General features: G+C 34.9%; 18 protein-coding genes. 5 read left to right on the plus strand and 13 right to left on the minus strand.

The genetic code is table 11. From position 1 onward, the window contains the following. From A9G07_RS12065 to A9G07_RS04280, 3 genes are all read left to right on the plus strand, one after another. Positions 1–218 (plus strand): hypothetical protein (locus A9G07_RS12065; RefSeq protein ID WP_218059995.1); only part of this gene is annotated, 218 nt, incomplete at its 5' end. A gap of 33 nt (positions 219–251) precedes the next feature. Continuing rightward, complete coding sequence (locus tag A9G07_RS04275; protein WP_065734177.1) at positions 252–506, plus strand: helix-turn-helix domain-containing protein; 255 nt, start codon at positions 252–254, stop codon at positions 504–506. Between the two features lie 396 nt (positions 507–902). Next, complete coding sequence (locus tag A9G07_RS04280) at positions 903–1,469, plus strand: phospholipase D-like domain-containing protein (protein ID WP_065734178.1); 567 nt, start codon at positions 903–905, stop codon at positions 1,467–1,469. A 49-nt stretch (positions 1,470–1,518) separates the two neighbouring features. Here the strand turns inward: A9G07_RS04280 and A9G07_RS04285 are convergent, their stop codons facing one another. From A9G07_RS04285 to A9G07_RS04305, 5 genes are all read right to left on the minus strand, one after another. Further along, complete coding sequence (locus tag A9G07_RS04285) at positions 1,519–2,556, minus strand: zeta toxin family protein (protein WP_065734179.1); 1,038 nt, start codon at positions 2,554–2,556, stop codon at positions 1,519–1,521. A gap of 27 nt (positions 2,557–2,583) precedes the next feature. Then, positions 2,584–2,835 (minus strand): hypothetical protein, encoded by a 252-nt coding sequence (locus A9G07_RS04290; protein WP_065734180.1) that lies wholly within the window; start codon positions 2,833–2,835, stop codon positions 2,584–2,586. A gap of 322 nt (positions 2,836–3,157) precedes the next feature. Beyond that, positions 3,158–3,325 carry a hypothetical protein gene (locus A9G07_RS11990; protein WP_176713949.1) on the minus strand — a complete coding sequence of 56 codons (168 nt, stop codon included), beginning with the start codon at positions 3,323–3,325 and terminating at the stop codon, positions 3,158–3,160. 282 nt (positions 3,326–3,607) lie between these two features. After that, complete coding sequence (locus A9G07_RS04300; RefSeq protein WP_081303347.1) at positions 3,608–7,873, minus strand: acyl-CoA dehydratase activase-related protein; 4,266 nt, start codon at positions 7,871–7,873, stop codon at positions 3,608–3,610. Positions 7,874–8,034: 161 nt separating this feature from the next. Continuing rightward, positions 8,035–8,751, minus strand: a complete 717-nt coding sequence (locus tag A9G07_RS04305) for an epoxyqueuosine reductase QueH (RefSeq protein ID WP_065734181.1) — start codon at positions 8,749–8,751, stop codon at positions 8,035–8,037. A gap of 650 nt (positions 8,752–9,401) precedes the next feature. On the opposite strand from A9G07_RS04305, the gene A9G07_RS04310 reads away from it, so the two are divergent. After that, positions 9,402–10,790 carry an EmmdR/YeeO family multidrug/toxin efflux MATE transporter gene (locus A9G07_RS04310; protein ID WP_305082835.1) on the plus strand — a complete coding sequence of 463 codons (1,389 nt, stop codon included), beginning with the start codon at positions 9,402–9,404 and terminating at the stop codon, positions 10,788–10,790. A 217-nt stretch (positions 10,791–11,007) separates the two neighbouring features. Further along, a complete protein-coding gene (locus A9G07_RS04315; RefSeq protein WP_065734182.1) occupies positions 11,008–11,679 on the plus strand; it encodes an OmpW/AlkL family protein in 672 nt (223 codons plus the stop codon). 43 nt (positions 11,680–11,722) lie between these two features. On the opposite strand, the gene A9G07_RS04320 is transcribed toward A9G07_RS04315, so the two are convergent. The 8 genes from A9G07_RS04320 to A9G07_RS04355 form a co-directional block, all read right to left on the minus strand. After that, entirely contained in the window at positions 11,723–14,581 is a 2,859-nt protein-coding gene (locus tag A9G07_RS04320; protein ID WP_065734183.1) for a valine--tRNA ligase, read from the minus strand. A gap of 182 nt (positions 14,582–14,763) precedes the next feature. Beyond that, positions 14,764–15,609: a pantoate--beta-alanine ligase gene (panC, locus tag A9G07_RS04325; protein WP_065734184.1), complete on the minus strand. Its 846-nt coding sequence runs from the start codon at positions 15,607–15,609 to the stop codon at positions 14,764–14,766. An 18-nt stretch (positions 15,610–15,627) separates the two neighbouring features. Next, the gene (gene panB / locus A9G07_RS04330; protein ID WP_065563502.1) at positions 15,628–16,470 is read right to left on the minus strand and encodes a 3-methyl-2-oxobutanoate hydroxymethyltransferase; all 843 of its coding nucleotides are present in this window, start codon (positions 16,468–16,470) and stop codon (positions 15,628–15,630) included. After that, a complete protein-coding gene (locus tag A9G07_RS04335) occupies positions 16,467–17,312 on the minus strand; it encodes a Rossmann-like and DUF2520 domain-containing protein (RefSeq protein WP_081303348.1) in 846 nt (281 codons plus the stop codon). Before A9G07_RS04335 ends, panB begins: the two co-directional genes overlap by 4 nt. Positions 17,313–17,712: 400 nt before the next feature. Continuing rightward, positions 17,713–18,018 carry a hypothetical protein gene (locus tag A9G07_RS04340; RefSeq protein ID WP_065734186.1) on the minus strand — a complete coding sequence of 102 codons (306 nt, stop codon included), beginning with the start codon at positions 18,016–18,018 and terminating at the stop codon, positions 17,713–17,715. A 162-nt stretch (positions 18,019–18,180) separates the two neighbouring features. Further along, positions 18,181–18,654, minus strand: coding sequence for a hypothetical protein (locus A9G07_RS04345; RefSeq protein WP_065734187.1), 474 nt, complete (start codon positions 18,652–18,654; stop codon positions 18,181–18,183). Between the two features lie 747 nt (positions 18,655–19,401). Further along, the gene (locus tag A9G07_RS04350; RefSeq protein WP_065734188.1) at positions 19,402–20,853 is read right to left on the minus strand and encodes a hypothetical protein; all 1,452 of its coding nucleotides are present in this window, start codon (positions 20,851–20,853) and stop codon (positions 19,402–19,404) included. 280 nt (positions 20,854–21,133) lie between these two features. Next, entirely contained in the window at positions 21,134–21,592 is a 459-nt protein-coding gene (locus A9G07_RS04355; RefSeq protein WP_065734189.1) for a DNA polymerase III subunit chi, read from the minus strand.

The raw sequence follows: 21,592 nt of genomic DNA on the forward strand, positions 1-21,592 counted from the left end.
GGTTTCTTATATTTAAATTTGAATCAAAATTAATTGCACGTTTAGCTAACACAACAGTAACTCATGTTTTTAATACAAAACAAAAAGTTAAAAATTTATTCAATTTACCGATAGATACACTTATTTATAACGATAGTTTTAAAAACTGGATATTTAATTTTCACGTTAATTGTAATATCGAAAACACATCAATTTTATTAGATGAAATAGATATTTAATTAATTTAATTAATTTAAATAAGGATAAGGACAGTGAATATTAGAAATATTAAAAATGATGACATTATTATTAATGATTTAACAAAATTGAAAAACGTTAGATTAAAAGCTAATTTACGTGTGTTAGATATCAGTCTGAGTACTGATATTTCAATAGGTAATGTATCTAATTTAGAGAACGGCAATAGAGGTAATCCCAAAATTGAAACATTAAAAAGATATCTTAAACCATGTGGTTATGAATTAGTACTTATTGCCAGAAGAACTTACAACCCTAAAAAAAAATAAAATTCGATTTAGCTAGTGATAACTCAAAATTTCACAGGAGTAAAACACAAGCTTCAGCTTGTATCCTATTGAGTTATCCTCAGTAAATTTCTGCGTTATTTTTATTTAATATAATTAAGAAATCTTATTAAGATTTAATTAAGCTTATCAAGATGAAAAAAATACTCAACTTCCAATTCATTAATAGAAGGGGTGACAAAGACTCAAAAATATGCAAAATAGAGTTGAAGTACTTTATGATGTAACTAAAATGTTTGTACAAGCCCACCTAAGTGAGAAATATAGCCTACAAATATTTTAAATGACAAAAAACGACTCGTTGAAATCTTACATGCATTGCAATGCACGTAAAAATCATCAACATGGTGAAAAGCAAAATAATGGAATGAAATTGTAATGAATTTTTTAACTAAACTTTTCAATAATGACTTTGTAAAAGTCTGGGGTACTGTTATTTTCATTATTATATTGTTGCAATTTTGGGGCGGTAAATCGCAACTTGAACCTGTTGTTAATATTATAGAGAGTGAAAAAAATAGATTAAGAAATGTTGTGGACAGAGTTAATTATCATTCTGAGTTTTTGATAGATAACTCACAGATTAATTCATCTATTAGCGAGTTGATAGATAATTCTCAATTTGAAATTGATTTAATACTCCCCTCTTTTGACTTAGCTTTATTAGATAGAATTAAAATGGCAAACAACAGGGGGGTGAGAGTAAGAATTATAACCAAAAGCATTTATAAAAATGTTATCGATGATTTAAAGAAACAAGGTATTACTGTCAACTACAATAATCATCTTGATAATGGAATAATTTATATCGATAAAAGAACTGGAGCTAATCTGATTTCATTTAACAATTCTTTTTTATTAACTATATTTCAAGATAACAATAGTTTACAACGATACCAGATACTGATAGACCAACAGTTTTTAAAAAATAGGGAAATTTTTTAAAATTAACAATAGTCTAAAACTGTAAAATATATTTTAAGTTTGTTGGCGCTTAGAGGCTAAAATCAGATTCATTTTGATTTGATTGAGTTAAGTGTTGAGCAATTAATTGTCCATCTTTGTTTATTGTCATATCTTTTAGTAAGCCTTTATTAAAATCATTAGTTAATAAGCAACTTTGTAACTCTTCAGAATAATTTGATAATGATTTATTTTTTAATAAAATAGACAACGTTTCAGGATAATCATTTAGATATTCTCGTCCATCAACACCATTAATTCTCATTAACAATTTGTCAGGCTGTTTTTTGTCTTCATAACTAAACGTCAGTATAAATGTATTAGGTTCCCGATTAATTTCATTGTTAACTCGATTATGAAGTATACATCCCCTATCTAACTTTGAATTAAAAATCAACCCTTCACGACTAAATACTCTAAAAGAATTTATATCAGATTTAGTTTGTTCAAAAACACTAACAACACGTTCAGTTAGAACATTTACAACACTATCATGAAATGATTTTTCCACAAATCGAGGATATTCCCTTATGTTGAAACGTTTTACAATTTCTTTCATTAAATTATATCGTTGTAAACAGCCATGTTCCCAGCTTTCTTTTTGTGGACATGTTTTAATTAGTATATTTATTTTGTAACCAGCTTCTTTGCATTGTTTAACCATTGATAATGGTATTTCTTCTCGCCGAAAAGTTCCTTCAATAACAAAATTATATTTCTCACTAATCGCTTTATCTCTTATAAGATTTGCTATACTGCCGGAAAATAGCCCCGTATGTTTAGACGCTTCATCTCCATATTGGTGTTGAATTTCTTTATATTTTGGATGGAACATACGGTATTCATCCGGATTAATTATAATGATGTTATTATTTGTTTCTTTTTCAGCTAGTTTTAATAAATCCGACTTGCCTGCTCCTGGTTGCCCACCCACAATATATGCTGACGGCTCAAGAATTGGTTTAGCCTCAATTTGTTTTTGTTCCCATAGATCATCGAATGCTTTTTGACATTTTTGGGCATCGTCGGAGCTGAATCCTTCTTTTATTGCTAAGTCAAAAATGTTCATTAGTGTATTCCGTTAACAACTTTTTCCTTATTCATTATTTGGTGTATTGATCAATCTTTTTTCTGCTTCATCATAAGTATCTTTAATTTTATCTAACATTACATAAAAATCTAAATCTTCACATTCTGAAGAATAAATTTGTTTACGAATTTTAACGAGATTAAGCCTAATATCTAAATAATCTTTTTCTGAAAGTCTATCTTTATATTCAGCAAACAATCGACCTAGACAACCAGCTGTAACTTCGATTAATACATCTTTGTGCATGATAGTAGTCATATATTCTCCTAAATTTTATGATTTTTATATTTTGACCATACTTTTTTACTGTAGATAGACTACAACTCAATAACTCTGCGGTCTTTTTTATACTCATGCCAGAAGTTCACTGTTCAATAATTTTTTATGTAATATGATGTTAGCTTAACGCCCTTTATATTTTCCATGCGCTTTAGCAATTGCTAACCCCTCATTTATCGTTATCTTCTAATTTGATAATCGCCCAAAGCAACTTGTAATAATATTTTTAACAACAAGTCTTGCATTGAATCTATAACTATTCTCGTTACACCACATGTTTCAGATTATATTTCTGATGAATCTAAGATATTAGGTGTACGCAGTTTTGCCCTTTTTCTTTACTTGAGTCAAATAACCCTAGTGCTTCATCGATGGGTAAACGAATGATCCTATCCACTCCAGCTATCATAACATCTCCTTGTTGTAAATCACCAATCATACGTTGAAGCTCTGATCTAAATACTCTCATATCAGATGCTTTTTCTTTATACATGATTACAATCGTGATAACATCAATTTTTCGTATGATCAATTATTCTTTTTTGTCGTTCAAGCTCTCGTTCTTTTGTGATGAGTTTTAAATATATTTTAGCAACGTTTATTCTTAGACCTAAATCTTTAGCCCTATTTCGTCGTTATGATTTTATTCTTTTAATCAATTACTGTAGAAATTGATGGCAATATTAACATATCAAAATCGGCTAAACTGTTTTAACTTTTTATTAGATATTTATTAGCCGACTTCAAATCATTAGTTATCATAAGTATACTTTAATGAACTCACCATAAAATGCAAACGGTTAAGCACATTAACTTCACCTGCGCCATCATCAAAATCCAAATAAAGCAAATTAAGTTTTGGATTAAGGTCACGCATACGTTTCTCTACCCCTTTTGAAACAACATGATTAGCAATACAGCCAAAAGGTTGTAGACTAATCACATTATTAATACCGTGTTGAGCAAAAGTCATAATACCAGCTGGAATTAACCAACCTTCACCATATTGATTAGCTAAACTAAGAATTTCTTCCGCTTTTGTCGCCATATCACGAATATTGTGGAATGGTTGATAATATTTAAAGCCCGATAAAATCTGATTAGTTTGATCAATGTACTTCTGCGCTACTTTTTCAAAAAAGTGGACAAAATAAGCAACAAAACTCTTGTTGATAATATAATTATCAACATTACTATCATAGTTAACAAAAGACTGAGCAAAAAACTCGATCATTGGCGGAATAACCGGTTCTATTCCCTGTTCAACTAGCCAATCTATGCTATTTTGATTTCCGAAACCGTTATATTTGACATAAATCTCCCCAACAATTCCAATTTGAGGGCAATCTTTATTTAAGGTTTCGATTTGATTGAAATGATCGACAGCTTCTTTTAACAGCAAAAAGATCGCCTTTTTGCCTTTATGTTGATTGATAATTTGCTGTAACTTTCTAATATAAAGTTCTTTTAACTGATTAGCTTGCTGTTTATATTTTGCTCTAGGCGCAATCGAATAAAACATCTTTGAAATCGAATCGGCAAACAGCATAGCAAAAAAAGTTGTTGGTAATGTTTTGAGCCAGTTAAGTTTAAAGCCTGGTTGTTCGATTTCATTAATATTACCTGTACTTAGCGACACAATCGGAATATCTTCATAACCATTACTAATCATTGCTTTCTTAATTAAAGAGAGATAACTACTCGCCCTGCACTGGCCTCCTGTTTGGGTAATACCGATAGCCACTTCATCACGCTGATATTTACCTGAATTTAGCGCTTTAATAATATCTCCAACAATAATCGTTGCTGGATAACAAATCTCATTATTACAATATTTAAGTCCCCACTCGACCGAACTTTTGTCTGGTTTTGGAAGGATTTCAAGCTTATAGCCAGACAAAGCAAAAATTGGAGGTAACAATGGAGAATAAAAATCTGAAATAAATGGCGCCAATATAGTACGGCGCTGTTTGTCTTGCTTAGCAAAAATAGTCGTATTTTTACGCTTAACTATTTTTAATGGTTGTTGATGATTCATACGGATTGATTCAATAATCGAACGCAAACGCAAACGTACTGAGCCAGTTGCGGTGATCTCATCGACACGAATAATCGTACATGTTTTACCTTTGGATTCTAAAATCGCCTTACACTCATCGGTAACAATTGCATCAGGACCGCACCCAAAAGAATTAAGTTGCACAAACTGAATATTTTTTGGTTGCTCAGCAACAAAACTTGCTGCTGCATACAATAGATTTGGATAACTCCATTGTGAACAGATTTGTAACTCTGGCGATAATCGACTGATTTCACCCAACACGGAATCCTCGGTTATGACATCACAACCTAACGCATTTAAAATCTCAGGTGTTTTATGATTAATTAAACTATCGCTATGGTAAGGTCTACCCGCTAAAATAAACACATAACGACCAGTCTCGTTAGCATTATTCAACACCTCAACAGCTTTTTTATTCAGTGATTGTTTATATTCAGCTTGAGCAACTAGTGCATCTGCAAAAGCCTGACTCGCCACATTTTTAGGAATACCGAGCGACATTAAATAATTGATACATCCTTTTTTCAGTAACTTCTGATCACTAAAATTAATTACTGGATAATCCAACGGCACATTATATTTCGTCTTTGGATTGATCGCGCTATTTATCACCTCAGCATAACTACTCACAATCGGACAGTTATAACTATTAATTGCATTATCAAAATGGTCAGACTCAAATACCACCATCGGCATAAAAATGCGATCAACCTTCTGCTCGATCAACTCCAAAATATGGCCATGAACAAGTTTGGCAGGAAAACAGATGCTATCTGACATCACGGTACCTGCCCCTTTCTCATAAAGATCATATGTCGAATAGGGTGAAAGCGTCACATTTATTCCACTTCTAGTTAACAACGTATGCCAGAATGGAAAATTTTCATATTGCCCTAAAACACGAGGGATTCCGATATGAAGTTTAGCGTCAACATTATGCGTATTAGCTCTATCGAATAACAACGCATTCTTATAATCAAACATATTAAATGCATTTTTATTTTGATGCTGATTATTGCTTAAAAATCGCTCACACTTATTACCGGAATAATAACGTTGACCATTAGCAAAGCGATAAATCATAATATCGCAATTATTCTCACACCCCTTACAGCATGAAGGTTTAGCTTTATTATCTTCAGCTTTCTGTAGATTATCTAAGCCAATAAACTGCGAAGGTGTTTGATTATTTATATAATGATTTTTCGCAACTAGCGCTGCACCATAAGCCCCCATCAATTCAGGAATATTGGACATAGCGATTTGAGCACCAGTTAACTGCTCTAAAGCACGAAACACAGCAGGATTCTTAAAAGTACCGCCTTGAACCACAATATGATCGCCAAGCTTACGCATATCATGAAGCTTAAGCACTTTATGAATCGCATTTTTAATCACCGAAAAAGCAAGTCCAGCTGAAATATCCCCAACAGTCGCATTTTCACGTAGTGCTTGTTTCACTTTAGAGTTCATAAATACCGTACAACGCGTTCCTAAATCACAAGGATTATTGGATTTACACGCTGCATCAGCAAAATCGATAGTATTGGAATTAAGGGATTTAGCAAAAGTCTCAATAAATGAACCACAACCTGACGAACAAGCTTCGTTAAGCTCAATATGATTTACCACGCCATTGGCTATAAAAATGGCCTTCATATCCTGACCGCCAATATCCATGATGAAACTCACCTTAGGATCGATATGTTTAGCCGCGGCAAAATGAGCCATTGTCTCAACCAAACCATCATCGATGGCAAAAGCTGCTTTCAACAACTCCTCTCCATAACCAGTAACACCAGTACGAACAATTACAATCTCTTTACCAGATGCCTCAATCTCATCCTTAAGTACCGTTAGCCCTTTAATTAATGCCTTAATTGAATGACCATTATTGGGTGCATAATAGGTAAAAAGTAGCTCATCATTCTCACTAATTAGCGTAATCTTAGTCGTTGTTGAACCACTATCGATACCTAAATAGGCGTTTTGCTTTTGATAAGAGGTTAAAGCTAGGCGAGGAATTTCGATATATTTGCGTTTTTGTTGCCAATCATTAAATGATAGCGACTGGTTAAATAACGGTTTTAAGCGAAAAGATTGATTGACTTGAATCTTATTTGACGCACTTAGCCTATCAATGAAATCATTGATAGTAAGTTCACTACGTTCAATAGCATGGATTGCCGCTCCCCAAGCCGACAATAACGTAGGATGCTCTGTAGTAACAATTTGTTCCTCATTTAACTTTAACGTTTCTAATGCGGCTTTGCCTAAAGTTGGAATAAATGAAAACGGCCCGCCAATCAGCATCACTTTTGGCACAATATCATAACCACGCGCTAGCGTATTCACTAACTGAATACAAACTGCATGTAGAACAGAGTAAGCAATATTTTCTTTGGAAACATTACGGCTAATTAAATTTTGCACATCGGTTTTCGCAAACACACCGCAACGAGAAGCGATGGGGTAGACTTTATCGTGTTTGGTTGCAAGCAGGTCAAATTCCTGCACAGGGGTATTAAGTAAAGTTGCCATCTGATCGATAAAGGCACCGGTTCCTCCAGCACAACTCCCATTCATACGAATATCGGGCGGACGATCAGGAAAAAAGAAGATCATCTTACTATCTTCCCCACCGATATCAATTAGAGTTCGCACCTCAGGATATTTGCGTTGTACCACTTCCGATGCTGCTACAACTTCCTGAATAAAAGCGATACCGGCCTTCTCAGAAATCCCCATCCCAGCAGAGCCTGTCACCTTAACCGACACAATAGCATCATCACCAATCTGCTGTTTAATTTCATCTAACAGGGATAAAGCGGTATTAACAATATGGGTGTTATGACGAACATAATTGGTATAAATAAAATTATCCTGTTCATCGAGTACAACACACTTAGCTGTTGTAGAACCCACATCCAATCCAAGCCTATATATTTTTGGCATAAACAAACTCACATTTTGCAAAATTAGACTTAACCAATAATAGGATTACAAATAATTATTATTCTTCTTTTATAAAATTATTATAGCGAAATCTTTCAGATTTTTAATCAATTTGTTAGGGAAATGACATTTTGGATGTTTTGAAGAGGATCAATATCGAGTTATACTTTCTCCAGCCCTTGCTTAGCGATAGCAATTACATTCTTCAGATCGACACCTTGTGCTTTTGCAGCAAAAATACAACCGCAATAACATTGACGATAAACATCGTACTCCTTACAAAGTTCGATAGAACGCTTATAACCATTATTCTTTTTGAAATCGGAAGGTAAATAATTAACTGAAAAAATTTCCTGAATTTCGAAACCAAGTTGGTTGATTTTTTGACTATTCTTTTTAGGACTCAGCGTTAACGCACTAGCAAAATAATCAAAGCCCAACTCTTGCGCCTTAATCGCCGCCAAATCTAACCGCATCTTATAACAAAGATGACACCGCTCACCACCTTCTGGCGCATCACGCAAATGCTCTACCTGTTTAATAAACTCAGCCGGTTGATAAGGTGCTTCTAAAAACTGCACCTGGTTGCCAGTCTTTTGATTAAAGTCAGCAATAAACTTCTGTTGAACGACACTGCGATACTCATATTCCACGCGGGGATGAATATTTGAATTGGCAAAATAGATCGTGATATCAGCATACTGTGCTAAATATTCCAGCACATAAGTACTACATGGTGCACAGCAACTATGGATTAACAACTTAGGTCGAGCCGATGCCAACTGCCAATCAGCAATCACTTCTTTTAAAATTGAATCATAATTCACTTTATTATGAGGATTTAATTTTTCGAGAATATCTTTGGCGTTGATTAACATTCGTACTCTTTAACGTTTGCTTAAGTAAATAATGGAAAATAAGGCAGCTATAATATAGCGAACTGAAAAAGCGTTCAAGTTTAAGGCGAAAAGATCGCTTTTTGAAGAAAATTAAAGCTTCAAAAACCCCGCTCCTCAACTTTTTTTTGTGATTATCTCTTCTTATTTCAACATTACTTTTTAAACACTTAAAAAAGATTTATGACCTTTACTTAATTATGTATTGAAATTTTACTATAGCCAAATCATATTTTAATGGATCAAGTTTGATCTTCACGCACTGAAATCATATAAAGATAAGCTATCTTTTTACATAATCACTATAAATGTGTAGTGAAAATTTCATCCTTTTATAATTTGGTGATTAAGATTTAGTTACTTAGAAAAAAGCATCTTCTTCAAGCACCACTTATAACAAGTTCTCTAGAGAAACAGCAATAAGCAGCTCTAAAATTACCTAATCATTTAATTTTTAATCTTAAATATCATAGATTAAAGAGACAATGCACTGACAATGTTGAGTATTATATCAATTAAAATTGATAGCCATTTTTTTAAAACATAATTTCATTTTTATCACATAAAGGCGTTATAATAGCCACAAATTATCGAATAAAACTTTAGGCCTTAAATTGGATGTTCTAAGTCGATTGAAGAATCTTCAACTTTATAAAAAACGACGTTCAAACAATGTGCTATTTTGGCGCGAAATATATCCTTTAGCAATGCCAATTCTGATTGAGAATTTGTCTGTCATTTTAATGGGTATATTCAGTACTTTTTTAGTAAGTTGGATTGGTAAGGCCGAGATGGCTGCCGTCGGTTTGGCCGAAAGCTTTAATATGATTGTGATGTCCTTTTTTATGGCGGTTGCACTCGGAACATCCGTCGTAGTCGCGTTTAGTTTAGGACGACATAATCGTAAAAAAGCGGTAGTAGCAGCAAGACAATCTATTACGCTATTAGTAATAATCTCAATTTTACTATTTTTGTTCGTTGAGTTTTCAGGCTATTGGATTGTTGAGATTATTGCCGGTAAGGCTGATCCTGAAGTTAAGGAATTAACACTAACCTTTCTAAGATTAACCGTTTTAGGTTACCCCGCCCTTGCCTTTATTTTAGTTGGTTGTGGCGCTTTGCGTGGCGCTGGCAATACTAAAATTCCAATGTATCTAAATATCCTTATGAACATTCTGAATCTATCGATTAGTTATGTACTAATTTATGGTGCTTTCGGTTGGCAAGGACTTGGGTTTATCGGTGCAGGTATTGGTTTAACTACATCTCGTTATTGTGGGATGTTTTTTATTTTGTTGGTGTTGACCATCAAACCAAGCCGGGCATTATTTATCCCACTTCGCAGTTATTTTCATTCGTTTAATGGCAAGATACTGATTGATATTTTAGGGATTGGCATTCCGGCTAGCGTTGAGTCGGTAATGTTTAATATAGGAAAATTACTCACGCAGACCTTTGTTGCTGGCATGGGCACATCGACTATTGCGGCAAACTTTATCGCGTTTTCAATTGCTGGATTGCTTAATTTGCCAGGTGGAACACTTGGCGCAACCTCAACCATAATCGTTGGTAAGCGCATTGGTATGGGGCAAATCTATCAACCAACCCGGCAACTTAAGTATATCTTTCATTTAACCAGTTTATTACTCTGCTTTTTAGCATTTTTATCCATTCCGTTTGCTGGATTATTAAGTTCGCTCTATACCGATGATCAGGAAGTTATCGAAATTTCCAAACATTTACTTTGGTTTAATGCCTTATTTACCCCATTCTGGGCGTCATCCTTTGTTTTACCATATGGTTTTAAAGGGGCCAAAGATGCTAGCTATACCATGTGGGTCGCTATCGGCAGTATGTGGATGTGCCGTATTGTAGTGGGCTATATTTTTGGTGTTTATTTCGGCTTTGGTGTGATTGGTGTTTGGTTTGGTATGTTCTTAGATTGGATTATACGAAGCATCTTCTTTTATCATCGACTTATCAGTGGCAAGTGGCTTTGGCGTCATCAAAAGCGAATTTAAATCAAATTGACCTATTGAATCTGAATCAATTGAACAAAAAGCACTATTAATTAATTCATCTAAAAAATCTACCATATCATTACTCATGTTATGGTGCTAAGATATTCATCAATACCTTTAGGTAATCCTTTTAAGCTTTATATTAAAGAACGGTCTGTTAATGAAGCATATATCACGCTCAGTTAGCAGTTTATATAAATATAATAAGGAGATAAAAATGAGAGTATCGTCAATTGCTATGCTAGTTACTTTCGGATTAGCAAGCTCAGCCGCTCTGGCGCATAGTGCCGACCAAATAATCATCCGTGGTGGTCCTGTCTATGTTCATCCTCAAGATAAAAGTGATCATGTTAAAGTAGGTGGTGCAAAGAGTGATCTTAAGGCTAAAGCCGATAATGACACGCAACTAGGCCTGAATTTTCAATATATGATTACTGATAATTTTGCTGTTGAATTATTAGGTGCCACACCTTTTAGTCATCAAGTGAAACTTGGCGGTGGTAATTCTACTGGTTTATCCGGTGCTCATTTAGGAAAAATTAAACATTTACCACCAACATTGAGCGCACTGTGGTATCCGCTTGATAGTAGCTATGAGTTCCAACCTTATGTTGGCCTTGGTGTTAACTATACTTTCTTTTTTGATGAAAAACTTAGTGGTGAAGCTAAGAAAGCAGGCTTTCATGGCTTAGACTTAGATAATTCCTGGGGCTGGGCTGCACAAGTGGGTGCTGATTATTCTTTAGATGAGAATTGGCTAATTAACGCGCAAGTCCGTTATATCGATATTGAAACTAAAGCTAAAACTCATTTAGGTAATACTAAAGTCACGGCAAAATACGAACTCGATCCTTGGGTTGTAATGCTCGGTGTCGGTTACAAGTTTTAATCATAAAAAAACCTCTCATATGAGAGGTTTTTTATTGATGTCCTTAAAGACTTTTTATTGCTTCATACTGCTCTTGTAATTTAGCTTTGTCAGCAACATAGCCTTGTTGTTTCTCTTTCTCTTTAGCCACTACAGCTGCTGGTGCTTTATCAACAAAGCTAGCATTGGAAAGCTTGTTATCAATACGTGCAATTTCGCCTTCAATGCGAGCTATTTCTTTTTGAAGTCGAGCTAGCTCATCATCTTTATTGATCAAACCAGCCATTGGAATAAGTAGCTCTGCACCATCAACCAATTTGGTTACCGATAATGGCCCTGCTTCACCTTCATCTAACAAGACAATTTCTGATAATCTTGCTAAAGACTCTATAAAGGTGACATTGTCACTAATAATACGATGCACAGTCGGTGATGCTTTTCTGATCAATAATTGTAACGGTTTGCTTGGCGCAATATTCATTTCAGCACGAATATTACGAACAGCGATAACGGCATCTTTAATCCAATTGATATCAGCAACTGCTTTATTATCAACTAATTTGCTATCAAAGGCTGGCATTGGTTGTAACATAATAGTATCTGCTTTGATGGCCATTAATGGTTTTACACTTTGCCAAATAGCTTCAGTTATAAATGGAATGATTGGATGAGCCAAACGCAAGAGTGCTTCAAGGACTGTTACTAACGTATGACGAGCTGCTCGTTGTTGATTTTGCTCGCCATTAGCTAATACTGATTTGGTTAACTCCAAATACCAGTCACAGAACTGATTCCAAGTAAATTCATATAAGATATTAGCCGCTAAATCGAAACGATAAGTATCAAATGCTTCGCGGTATGTTTTCACCGTTTGATTAAACTCCGCTAAGATCCATTTATCCGCTAATGAATACTCTAAATCACCACCTTTAAATCCACAATCGTGATCTTGAGTGTTCATTAATACATAACGGCTAGCATTCCATAGTTTATTACAGAAATTACGATAACCTTCTAAACGTTTTAGATCCCAATTAATATCACGACCAGTGGACGCCAGTGCCGCTAAAGTAAAACGTAATGCATCAGTACCGTGGGCTTCAATGCCATTAGGGAACTGTTTTTCAGTACGTTTGGCAATTTTTTCAGCAAGCTGTGGTTGCATCATGTTACCAGTACGTTTTTCTAATAAATCAGCAAGTGATATCCCATCAATCATATCTAAAGGATCAATAACATTCCCTTTAGATTTTGACATTTTTTGCCCTTCTTCATCACGAATCAAGCCAGTTACATAAACTGTTTTGAAAGGTACTTGAGGTTTGCCATGTTCATCTTTGATGAAATGCATCGTCATCATAATCATTCTTGCGACCCAGAAGAAGATGATATCAAAACCAGTTACAAGAACATTCGTTGGATGGAAAGTCGCTAAATCATCGGTCTTTTCTGGCCAACCTAAGGTTGAGAATGTCCACAGCGCTGATGAGAACCAAGTATCAAGTACATCATCATCTTGTGATAACTCGATATCAGCAGATAGACCGTTTTCACGGCGAACTTCAGCTTCGTCACGACCAACATAGACATTACCTTGATTATCATACCAAGCCGGAATTCGGTGTCCCCACCATAATTGGCGCGAAATACACCAATCTTGGATGTCATTCATCCATGAAAAATACATGTTTTCGTACTGTTTAGGTACAAATTGAATATCGCCATTTTTTACAGCAGCTATTGCTGGTTCAGCTAAGACTTTAGCGCGAACATACCACTGATCGGTTAACATTGGTTCAATGACCACGCCACCACGATCACCATAAGGAATGGTGAGATCATGTGGTTCAATTTTTTCTAAAATACCTTGAGCTTCACACTCTGCAACAACTAATTTACGTGCAGCAAAGCGTTCTAAATTTTGGAATTGTGTCGGAATCTCAGTTGAGTAAGCGGTGCTTGACTCACCATTAGTATCAAATACTTCTGCTTGCGTACGAATCTCACCATCAAAGGTAAAGATATTAATCATCGGTAATTGATGACGACGCCCTACTTCATAGTCATTAAAGTCATGAGCAGGTGTGATTTTTACACAACCGGTACCTTTTGTCATATCCGCATGTTCATCGCCAACAATAGGAATACGACGATTGACAAAAGGTAATATAACAAATTTACCAATGAGATCTTTATAACGAGGATCTTCAGGATTAACCGCCACACCAGTATCACCAAATAGTGTTTCAGGACGAGTCGTTGCGACAACAAGATAATCTTTACCATCTGCCGTTTTCGCACCATCCGCTAATGGGTAACGCAAATGCCACATTGATCCTTTAACTTCACGATTTTCAACTTCAAGATCTGAAATTGCTGTGCGTAATTTTGGGTCCCAATTCACTAAGCGTTTACCGCGATAAATCAAATCTTCTTGATAAAGTCTTACAAAAACCTCTTTAACAGCATTAGAAAGGCCTTCATCCATCGTAAAACGTTCACGATCCCAATCAACAGAATCACCTAAACGTCTCATCTGCTTAGTAATACTTCCACCTGATTCAGCTTTCCATTGCCAAATTTTTTCGATAAAAGCATCTCGACCATAATCATGGCGAGTTTTATTTTCTTCAGCGGCAATTTTACGTTCTACCACCATTTGGGTAGCAATACCTGCATGGTCAGTACCTGATTGCCAAAGCGTGTTATTACCTTGCATACGGTGATAACGAATTAATGCATCCATAATAGTTTGTTGAAATGCATGTCCCATATGCAAACTACCCGTTACGTTAGGTGGTGGAATAGCAATGCAATAACTAGGCTGAGATTTGTCACCATTAGGCTTAAAGTAACCACTTTCTTCCCAATGTTGATAGATAGGCTGTTCGATTTCTTGTGGATTATAAGTCGTATTTTTCATAATAAAGGCATCAATCCTAATTCAAGGCATAAAAATGGCTATTATTCTACAGTAAAAAGACATAACAATAAATTGCTAGACGAATAAAGTCGTTGATTAAATCGATTTTCCTAGACGGTAGGAATATGGTAAACAAAAGATCGCTTGTCGATAAGCGATCTTTTATCTCAATAAAAGGATTGCTAATGATGATAAATAAAATTATCGATCAATCTAGTTTTACCAATATAAACCGCTAAAGCGCATAGACTATCTTGCTTTAATACATCAACATTGGTTAACGTTGCAAAATCAACAAATTCAATATAGTCAATTTTAGCTAATGGTTCATTATTTATAACGTTTTGCATGGCTTTTAAGATGGTCGCAACTGATTTTTCACCCGCTTTGATCATTTGCTTAGCCTGTTCAATTGAACGATATAAGCAAATAGCGGCTAGGCGTTCTTGTTCAGACAAATAGCTATTGCGCGAACTTTTAGCCAGTCCATCACTTTCACGCACAATCGGGCAACCAATAATTTCGATGGGAATATTGAGATCTTGTACCATTCGTTGAATGACGGCTAATTGTTGCGCATCTTTTTGTCCAAAATAGGCACGATCAGGTTGAGTAATATTAAATAGTTTGGTGACAACCGTACAAACACCTTTAAAATGTCCTGGTCGCTTTTTTCCACAAAGCGCATCAGTTAAACCATTAACATTGACATAGCTATTGAAATTCGCATCATACATTTCATCGGCGGACGGACAAAAAATCAGATCAACGCCCATTTGCTGACAGGCTTTTTTATCTCTTTCTAAATCACGTGGATAGCTAGCTAAGTCTTCTTTAGGTCCAAACTGCATTGGATTAACAAATATGGTAACAATCACTCTTTGATTATCTTTTTTAGCACTAGCCATTAAGCTTTGATGACCTTCATGCAGATACCCCATAGTCGGCACTAAACCAATACTTTCGCCATTGTTACGCCATGATTTAACCTGATCGCGAACTTCATCGATAGTGGTTATAACTTTCATGTTTATTATCCTTTCAAGCTAGTTTGAAAATTCAGATTTGAGTTTGGTCATGATCTCATCATCAATAGCAAACTCATGAATAGGTGCAGGGAATTGTTGCTGTTTAACTTCTTGGCAATAATCCGCAAAAGCCTGTTTCATTTGATCACCCATTGGGGCAAAAGATTTAACAAATTTGGACGATACACCATCATACATAGATAACATATCTTGATAGACTAAAACTTGCCCATCACAACCATGACCAGCGCCAATTCCAATAGTAGGCACGCTAACAAGTTCAGTTATAAATTTAGCTAAATCAGCAGGTACACATTCGAGTAAAATTGCCGCAGCGCCTGCCTGTTCAACAGCTAAAGCATCTAAAATAATCGCTTTGGCTGCTTGATAATTTTTACCTTGTACTTTGTAACCACCTAATGCTAATACTGATTGTGGCATTAAGCCAATATGGGCAATGACAGGTATTGAGGCTTGAGCGATCATCTTAATATGCTCACAAAATGCTTGTCCACCTTCAAGCTTCACCGCCTGAGCATTCCCTTCTTGTATCAATCGTCCAGCATTATGCACGGCATCATAAACAGATGCATGGTAAGACATAAACGGTAAATCGGTTACAACCAATGCTTTTTTAGCGCCTCTGGCTACGGCTTTAGAGTGATGGATCATATCGTCCATAGTGACTGATACTGTGCTTTCATAACCCAGCATAACCATACCTAATGAATCACCCACTAATAAACAGTCGACACCGCTATCATCCATCAATTTTGCTGTCGTATAGTCATACGCGGTTAGCATGGTGATCTTTTCTTGATTTTGTTTGCGTTGTTGTAAAGTCAAAATTGTATTTTTCAAGGTAACAGCTCCATTTCTAATTGATGATAATCCCTATCCGGATGTTTTTGACGACTGATATTAACTAATATTGTCGATAGTTGTTGATATAACGGTTTAATATCATTCGGTAAGTTGGCAAGATGTTGTTTTATCGTTTTGATATCATTTCGTTCAACAGGACCAGTTAATGCTTCGATTGGTCCTACATTACAAATATTTTTAGCATTATCTAAAAACAGTGTATGCCATGCTTGTTGGCAAAAACTGCTATCTAATCCACATTTTTCTAGCATATCACTGCCCACTTGAGCTAATGCGACTACATGATTACTCAACATCACACAAGCTGCATGATAAAGCGCTTTATGCTCTGCTGATAATATCGCTATCGAATTACTCAAAGGCGACAATAATTTTTGTAATGCCGGTAATAGCGTTGGATCAGCTTCTAAAGTAAAAGATATTTTTTCCATGCTTTTATAGCTGGTAAAACGATCGTAGATAGCCGATAAAGGATGGAAAGAAAACGAGAGTGGATGAACAGTTTGTTGAATGGTGAATATTTGTGAAGTTAGTAAACCACTGCAATGACCAATCCATTTATCATTGATAGGTAACTGACTAAGTGACTGCCAAACCAGACTAATTTGACTATCTGGTACCGTTAAAAAGAGACAATCACAATCATCAACTAAACTTGGTAACGTTAAATAGGTTTTGCTCTCTATAAAATCACTTGCGATTTTCGCTTGGTCCACATTACGACTATAAAAACCAGCAACTTGTAAGCCATTGTGTTTAAAATATTTAGCCAGCGTACAACCTACTTTACCCGCACCGATAAAACCAATATTCATCATAAATAACAAAATTTAAACAAAGCGGCATTATAGCCTAATTTGATTGAGATTCAATTTTTAACCCAAAAACAAGATAAGATTCAAGAACTACTCACTAATTAAACCTCAAAAACCCCGCTCCTCAACTTTTTTTCTCATCAATTTTAAAAAGCAATATATGCGATTCAGCAAGAACTACTCGCTAATTAAACCTCAAAAACCCCGCTCCTCAACTTTTTTTTATTAATTTTAAAAAGCCATACACGCGATTGATAAAGATTAATAATAATCTGGAAAAGTTAAATATCGTCATCCCTGAATTATCATAATGCAATCCTATAAATAATAGATAACATATAATTTATTATTCTTTCCCAAATTATTTGCACATCTTTTTGATGAATTTGCATCTTCTTTTTTCTTAATCTTTTTTATCTTTCCTGCTTTCTGAATTAAGTTGTTTTTTACGTTTATCTTCTTCCAATTTTTTATTTTTCTTTGATTCTTCATAGTTTTTGTTAATATGATATAAAATAGAACCAACTGCCATGGCGAATAGTAAAATGATAACTATAGTGGCATAAACTTCTCCGCCACCGCTTGAATGATGACTATGATAATAAGGCGTATGAATTCGTGGGGTATAAGTTCTGTGATACCTAATCCCATACGCATTTTGCATCAAACTAATTAAAAATACTAAAGCGACTATTATTTTGATTTTCATTATTTGTACATCCTTGTAAAGACCAAATTATCCTTAATTCGAATCAATATTAATCTTCTAATTATTCAATATATTATTATACCATCAGCTATTCTAAAAATCCTTTTAATTCAAAATACGATGCATCTTCCTACAACAAAAAAACGCAAAAGGAAGTTAAATTCAAGGTACACGTTTACAAGTAGCTTCAATATTAAATTCCATAAAGGTTCTTCTTGGATCACAATGTTCATATTTTGTAAATGAACTCTCTTTTAATTCATCTTTTGAAATAAACTTATACTCAATTTCAGTTATAATATTATTGATTTGATCTATCGATTCACATTCAATTGCACCATTGAGTTTTGCGTAGTTATTATCAGCAGAAATAGGCGCAATAAACGCATAATATTTTGTTTCTACTGCGAATCCTTCTTCCTGTTTCTCAATAAACGCTACATAACCTGTATTATTGAGTGTATAAGATTGTATTCCTTTCAATTTTGAGTCGTAATAATGATAGCTTGTACCGCGACTATCGTCGACTTTACAATCCCAAGTTCCTTCTAGCATTTCAGCAGTAACTTTTTGTCGCTCTTGACAACCAACTAGAGTCAATAATGATATTGAGAGCGCCAATAAATTTTTAAACATTTTACTTCCTGTATAGAATTGGCTATTGTCTATTATAACAAACAATTTAATAAATTCTTCATTAATTTAATAAGTTACACATAGCGACAATATTATTCATAGGTGTAATTTACATACAATAAAGCTTTGCCAACCTTCGACTAAGGTCTTTTTATAATTTGTGATGCTGATAGGATTTTGAAATTTTATTGAGCAGATTTTCCAGCTCCTGATGCCGTCTTTATATAGTATTACTGATGCTAGAACTATCTTGCCACATCAGATATAGCCTTTCCTTGTAATAATAAATTTATTGATAACAACCTTATTTTTATAAATTTAAGAACATAAAATTAGGATGGTTTTTAGGTTAAATCTAGCTTCTTTGTAGGTTTTATATCTTTATCGTGCTTGCGATTTTTATTGTTCTTCAATGGGGACAACGTCAATAATATCGCGATATACGCCAGCAAATTCAGGGTTTTGCTCTTGTGTTTAATATTCCACTGTTATTTTACAAAATTAAAAATACAACTTTGCGCCTTAATAAAGTTTGCCTAATTAGTTAGTCAATCATGCTAAAAGCGATGGTGAGATACGCGTTGGTATATAGACTTTTTACAAAAAGCAAAGCGGAAGAATTACCAATTCAATAAGGCTGAGTTTGTGAGTGGATTAATGGTTATACAAAGAAAATAGACTGTTAAATTATCTTTAAAAAAACCTTATAACAAAAATTGCTATAAGGTTTTTTCTCAACAACGATAATTACCAAGCCACACAACTGCTTAAGAAATTATTATAGCTGTCGGTTCTGAAACCAACAACGCCAGTTCCTGATTCAACTACGTAATGATTTTTGGGACTATGGACGGTCGCAGCCCAATAATATGCGTCACCATAATCACTATCATAAACTATCCAATCACTATCCGGATAATATTCCCTGGTTACCTTACCCCATTCAGAGAATATACCACCCATCCATTCGGTAGTCGCACTGTTTCGGTAGCTAATCTTCCTACGGTAAATTTCGCCAACTCCTGGTACACCTTCTTCCCAGTTAATTTGGTTGCCGGATGCGTCGACTTTACGATTAGAGTTTGTAAAATCCCATACTGCCGGTAGATGGTATGTACCATTTAAGGTATTACAACGATCAGAACTAGCAGCCCAATTTTCTGAAGGGCCATCCGGGAAGGCGATCATCCAGCGTTGAATAAAAAATGAATAAAATACATTAGTTTTGTTGCGATCGGCGTACAATTTAAAAACTGAAGGTACAAATTTACCGCCATTGCTTGCAGCTGAAGGCCCTTTTAAGGTCACTCGCAATTTTCCGTTATGCTCACTTAAGACTAAATGTACCCCTGTTCCGCCAAGAGATGAAACGTTAGTACCGTTGATATCAATAACTTCAGCAACACTTAAACCGGCAAGTTTAAGGTCGAAAAATAAGTTGTTAGATCCGATCGTTGGAAAATTGTTTTTCGGATTATCGGTATCATTCATCGTAAAACCCTTGCCTCTAACCCATGTGTTATCTATATCATTTTCATTATTAATATTTGGTTGTGCATAACAAAATTTAACCCCAGAAGCGACTTTCGGGTACATATAATAAGCGTGTTGTTCTCCGATAAAAGAACTTTGGTTAGGAATGCCATATTGCGTAGTGATCGTGCCGTTGTCAGCAGATACCAATAACTTAAAAGGGGCATCACAAGGATCTAATACAGCATTTTCATTATTTTTAACAAAATGGGTAAGATCGTTACCGTCACCGTCGGTCCAGTTTACTCGTAAATCGCCGGTTATTACTGGGTTATAATCGCCGTCATCATCACCCCAAAAATTAGAATTGAGGATGATATTTTGAATAGGTAGTCGAGGGTAATTCGCGTTTTGCGCAGGCAATGTGACGATAGTTTTTATATCGGAGAACTTGACATCTTCGTTATCAAATTTAATCGGATTTTCACTCGTTGAGGTATCAGTATACGTAGTGATTTCTTCACCATTGGGTAATGTGATTGACAACAAAGGGGATAGATACTCCGATTTGGTTTGTCCATTATCAAATGATACATAAGGTGGGTAACCTTCGATACTTTTTAAGGTGGATACCGAGATTGACGTAGCTGAATTAGATATAGTAAGCAAGCCTAAAGTTGATAGTAATATCTTTTTCTTTTTAAGAAGAAAATTGTATTTGAACATATTTTAGTCCTTTTTGATTACAATTTGTTTTTTATTGTTTTTTTTATTGTATTTTGATCTTTCCTGATCTTTTCGAGAGTATAAATTAAAGATATTTGTTAATCAATTTGTTATACCTATCGTATTAGTCAGAGAAAATTAATCTTGGATATTTTTGAACACAATCTAGAGGATTTGGATTTAACGCTACAGTGATGAAGAGAAACTACATAAATATTACAGGTATAATCGACTCAACTACTGGAATTCCCCATCTCTTTTACTGATAAATCTAGCAATGCTAGCTAATTAAGATCGGAATGGTTTTAAGATTAAAGCCTGCTTGTTTATAGGTTTTATACCTTTCACGGGCTAGCGATTTTTGTTGTTCTTCGATAGGGACAAAGTCAATAATATCGCGGTATACACCAGCAAATTCAGGGTATTGCTCTTGTAGATTGATAAGTAAGTGACGTGAACCATTGCTACTGCGCTTTTGTGGCCAACAGATTTCGACAGGTGATCCGCTTTTCAGGCCTTCGCCAGCTAGATTATGGGGAACAAAATTTTCAGTATCGAGTTGCCATAAATATTCATCAATACGTTCAGCTTGAGCTTGATCTTGACAGGCCACTAACACACGTTGCCGATTTTGCCATGCTTCAACAATTTTTTCACACGCTAGCTTTTCTTTGAATAAAACCCCGGCTTCATTGGCTGGGGTTGGGTTTTCAAGTAGATAAAATATCACTTTTTTCAT

This window comes from Gilliamella sp. wkB72, from assembly GCF_001693745.1.
Taxonomy (GTDB): Bacteria; Pseudomonadota; Gammaproteobacteria; order Enterobacterales; family Orbaceae; genus Gilliamella; species Gilliamella apicola_E.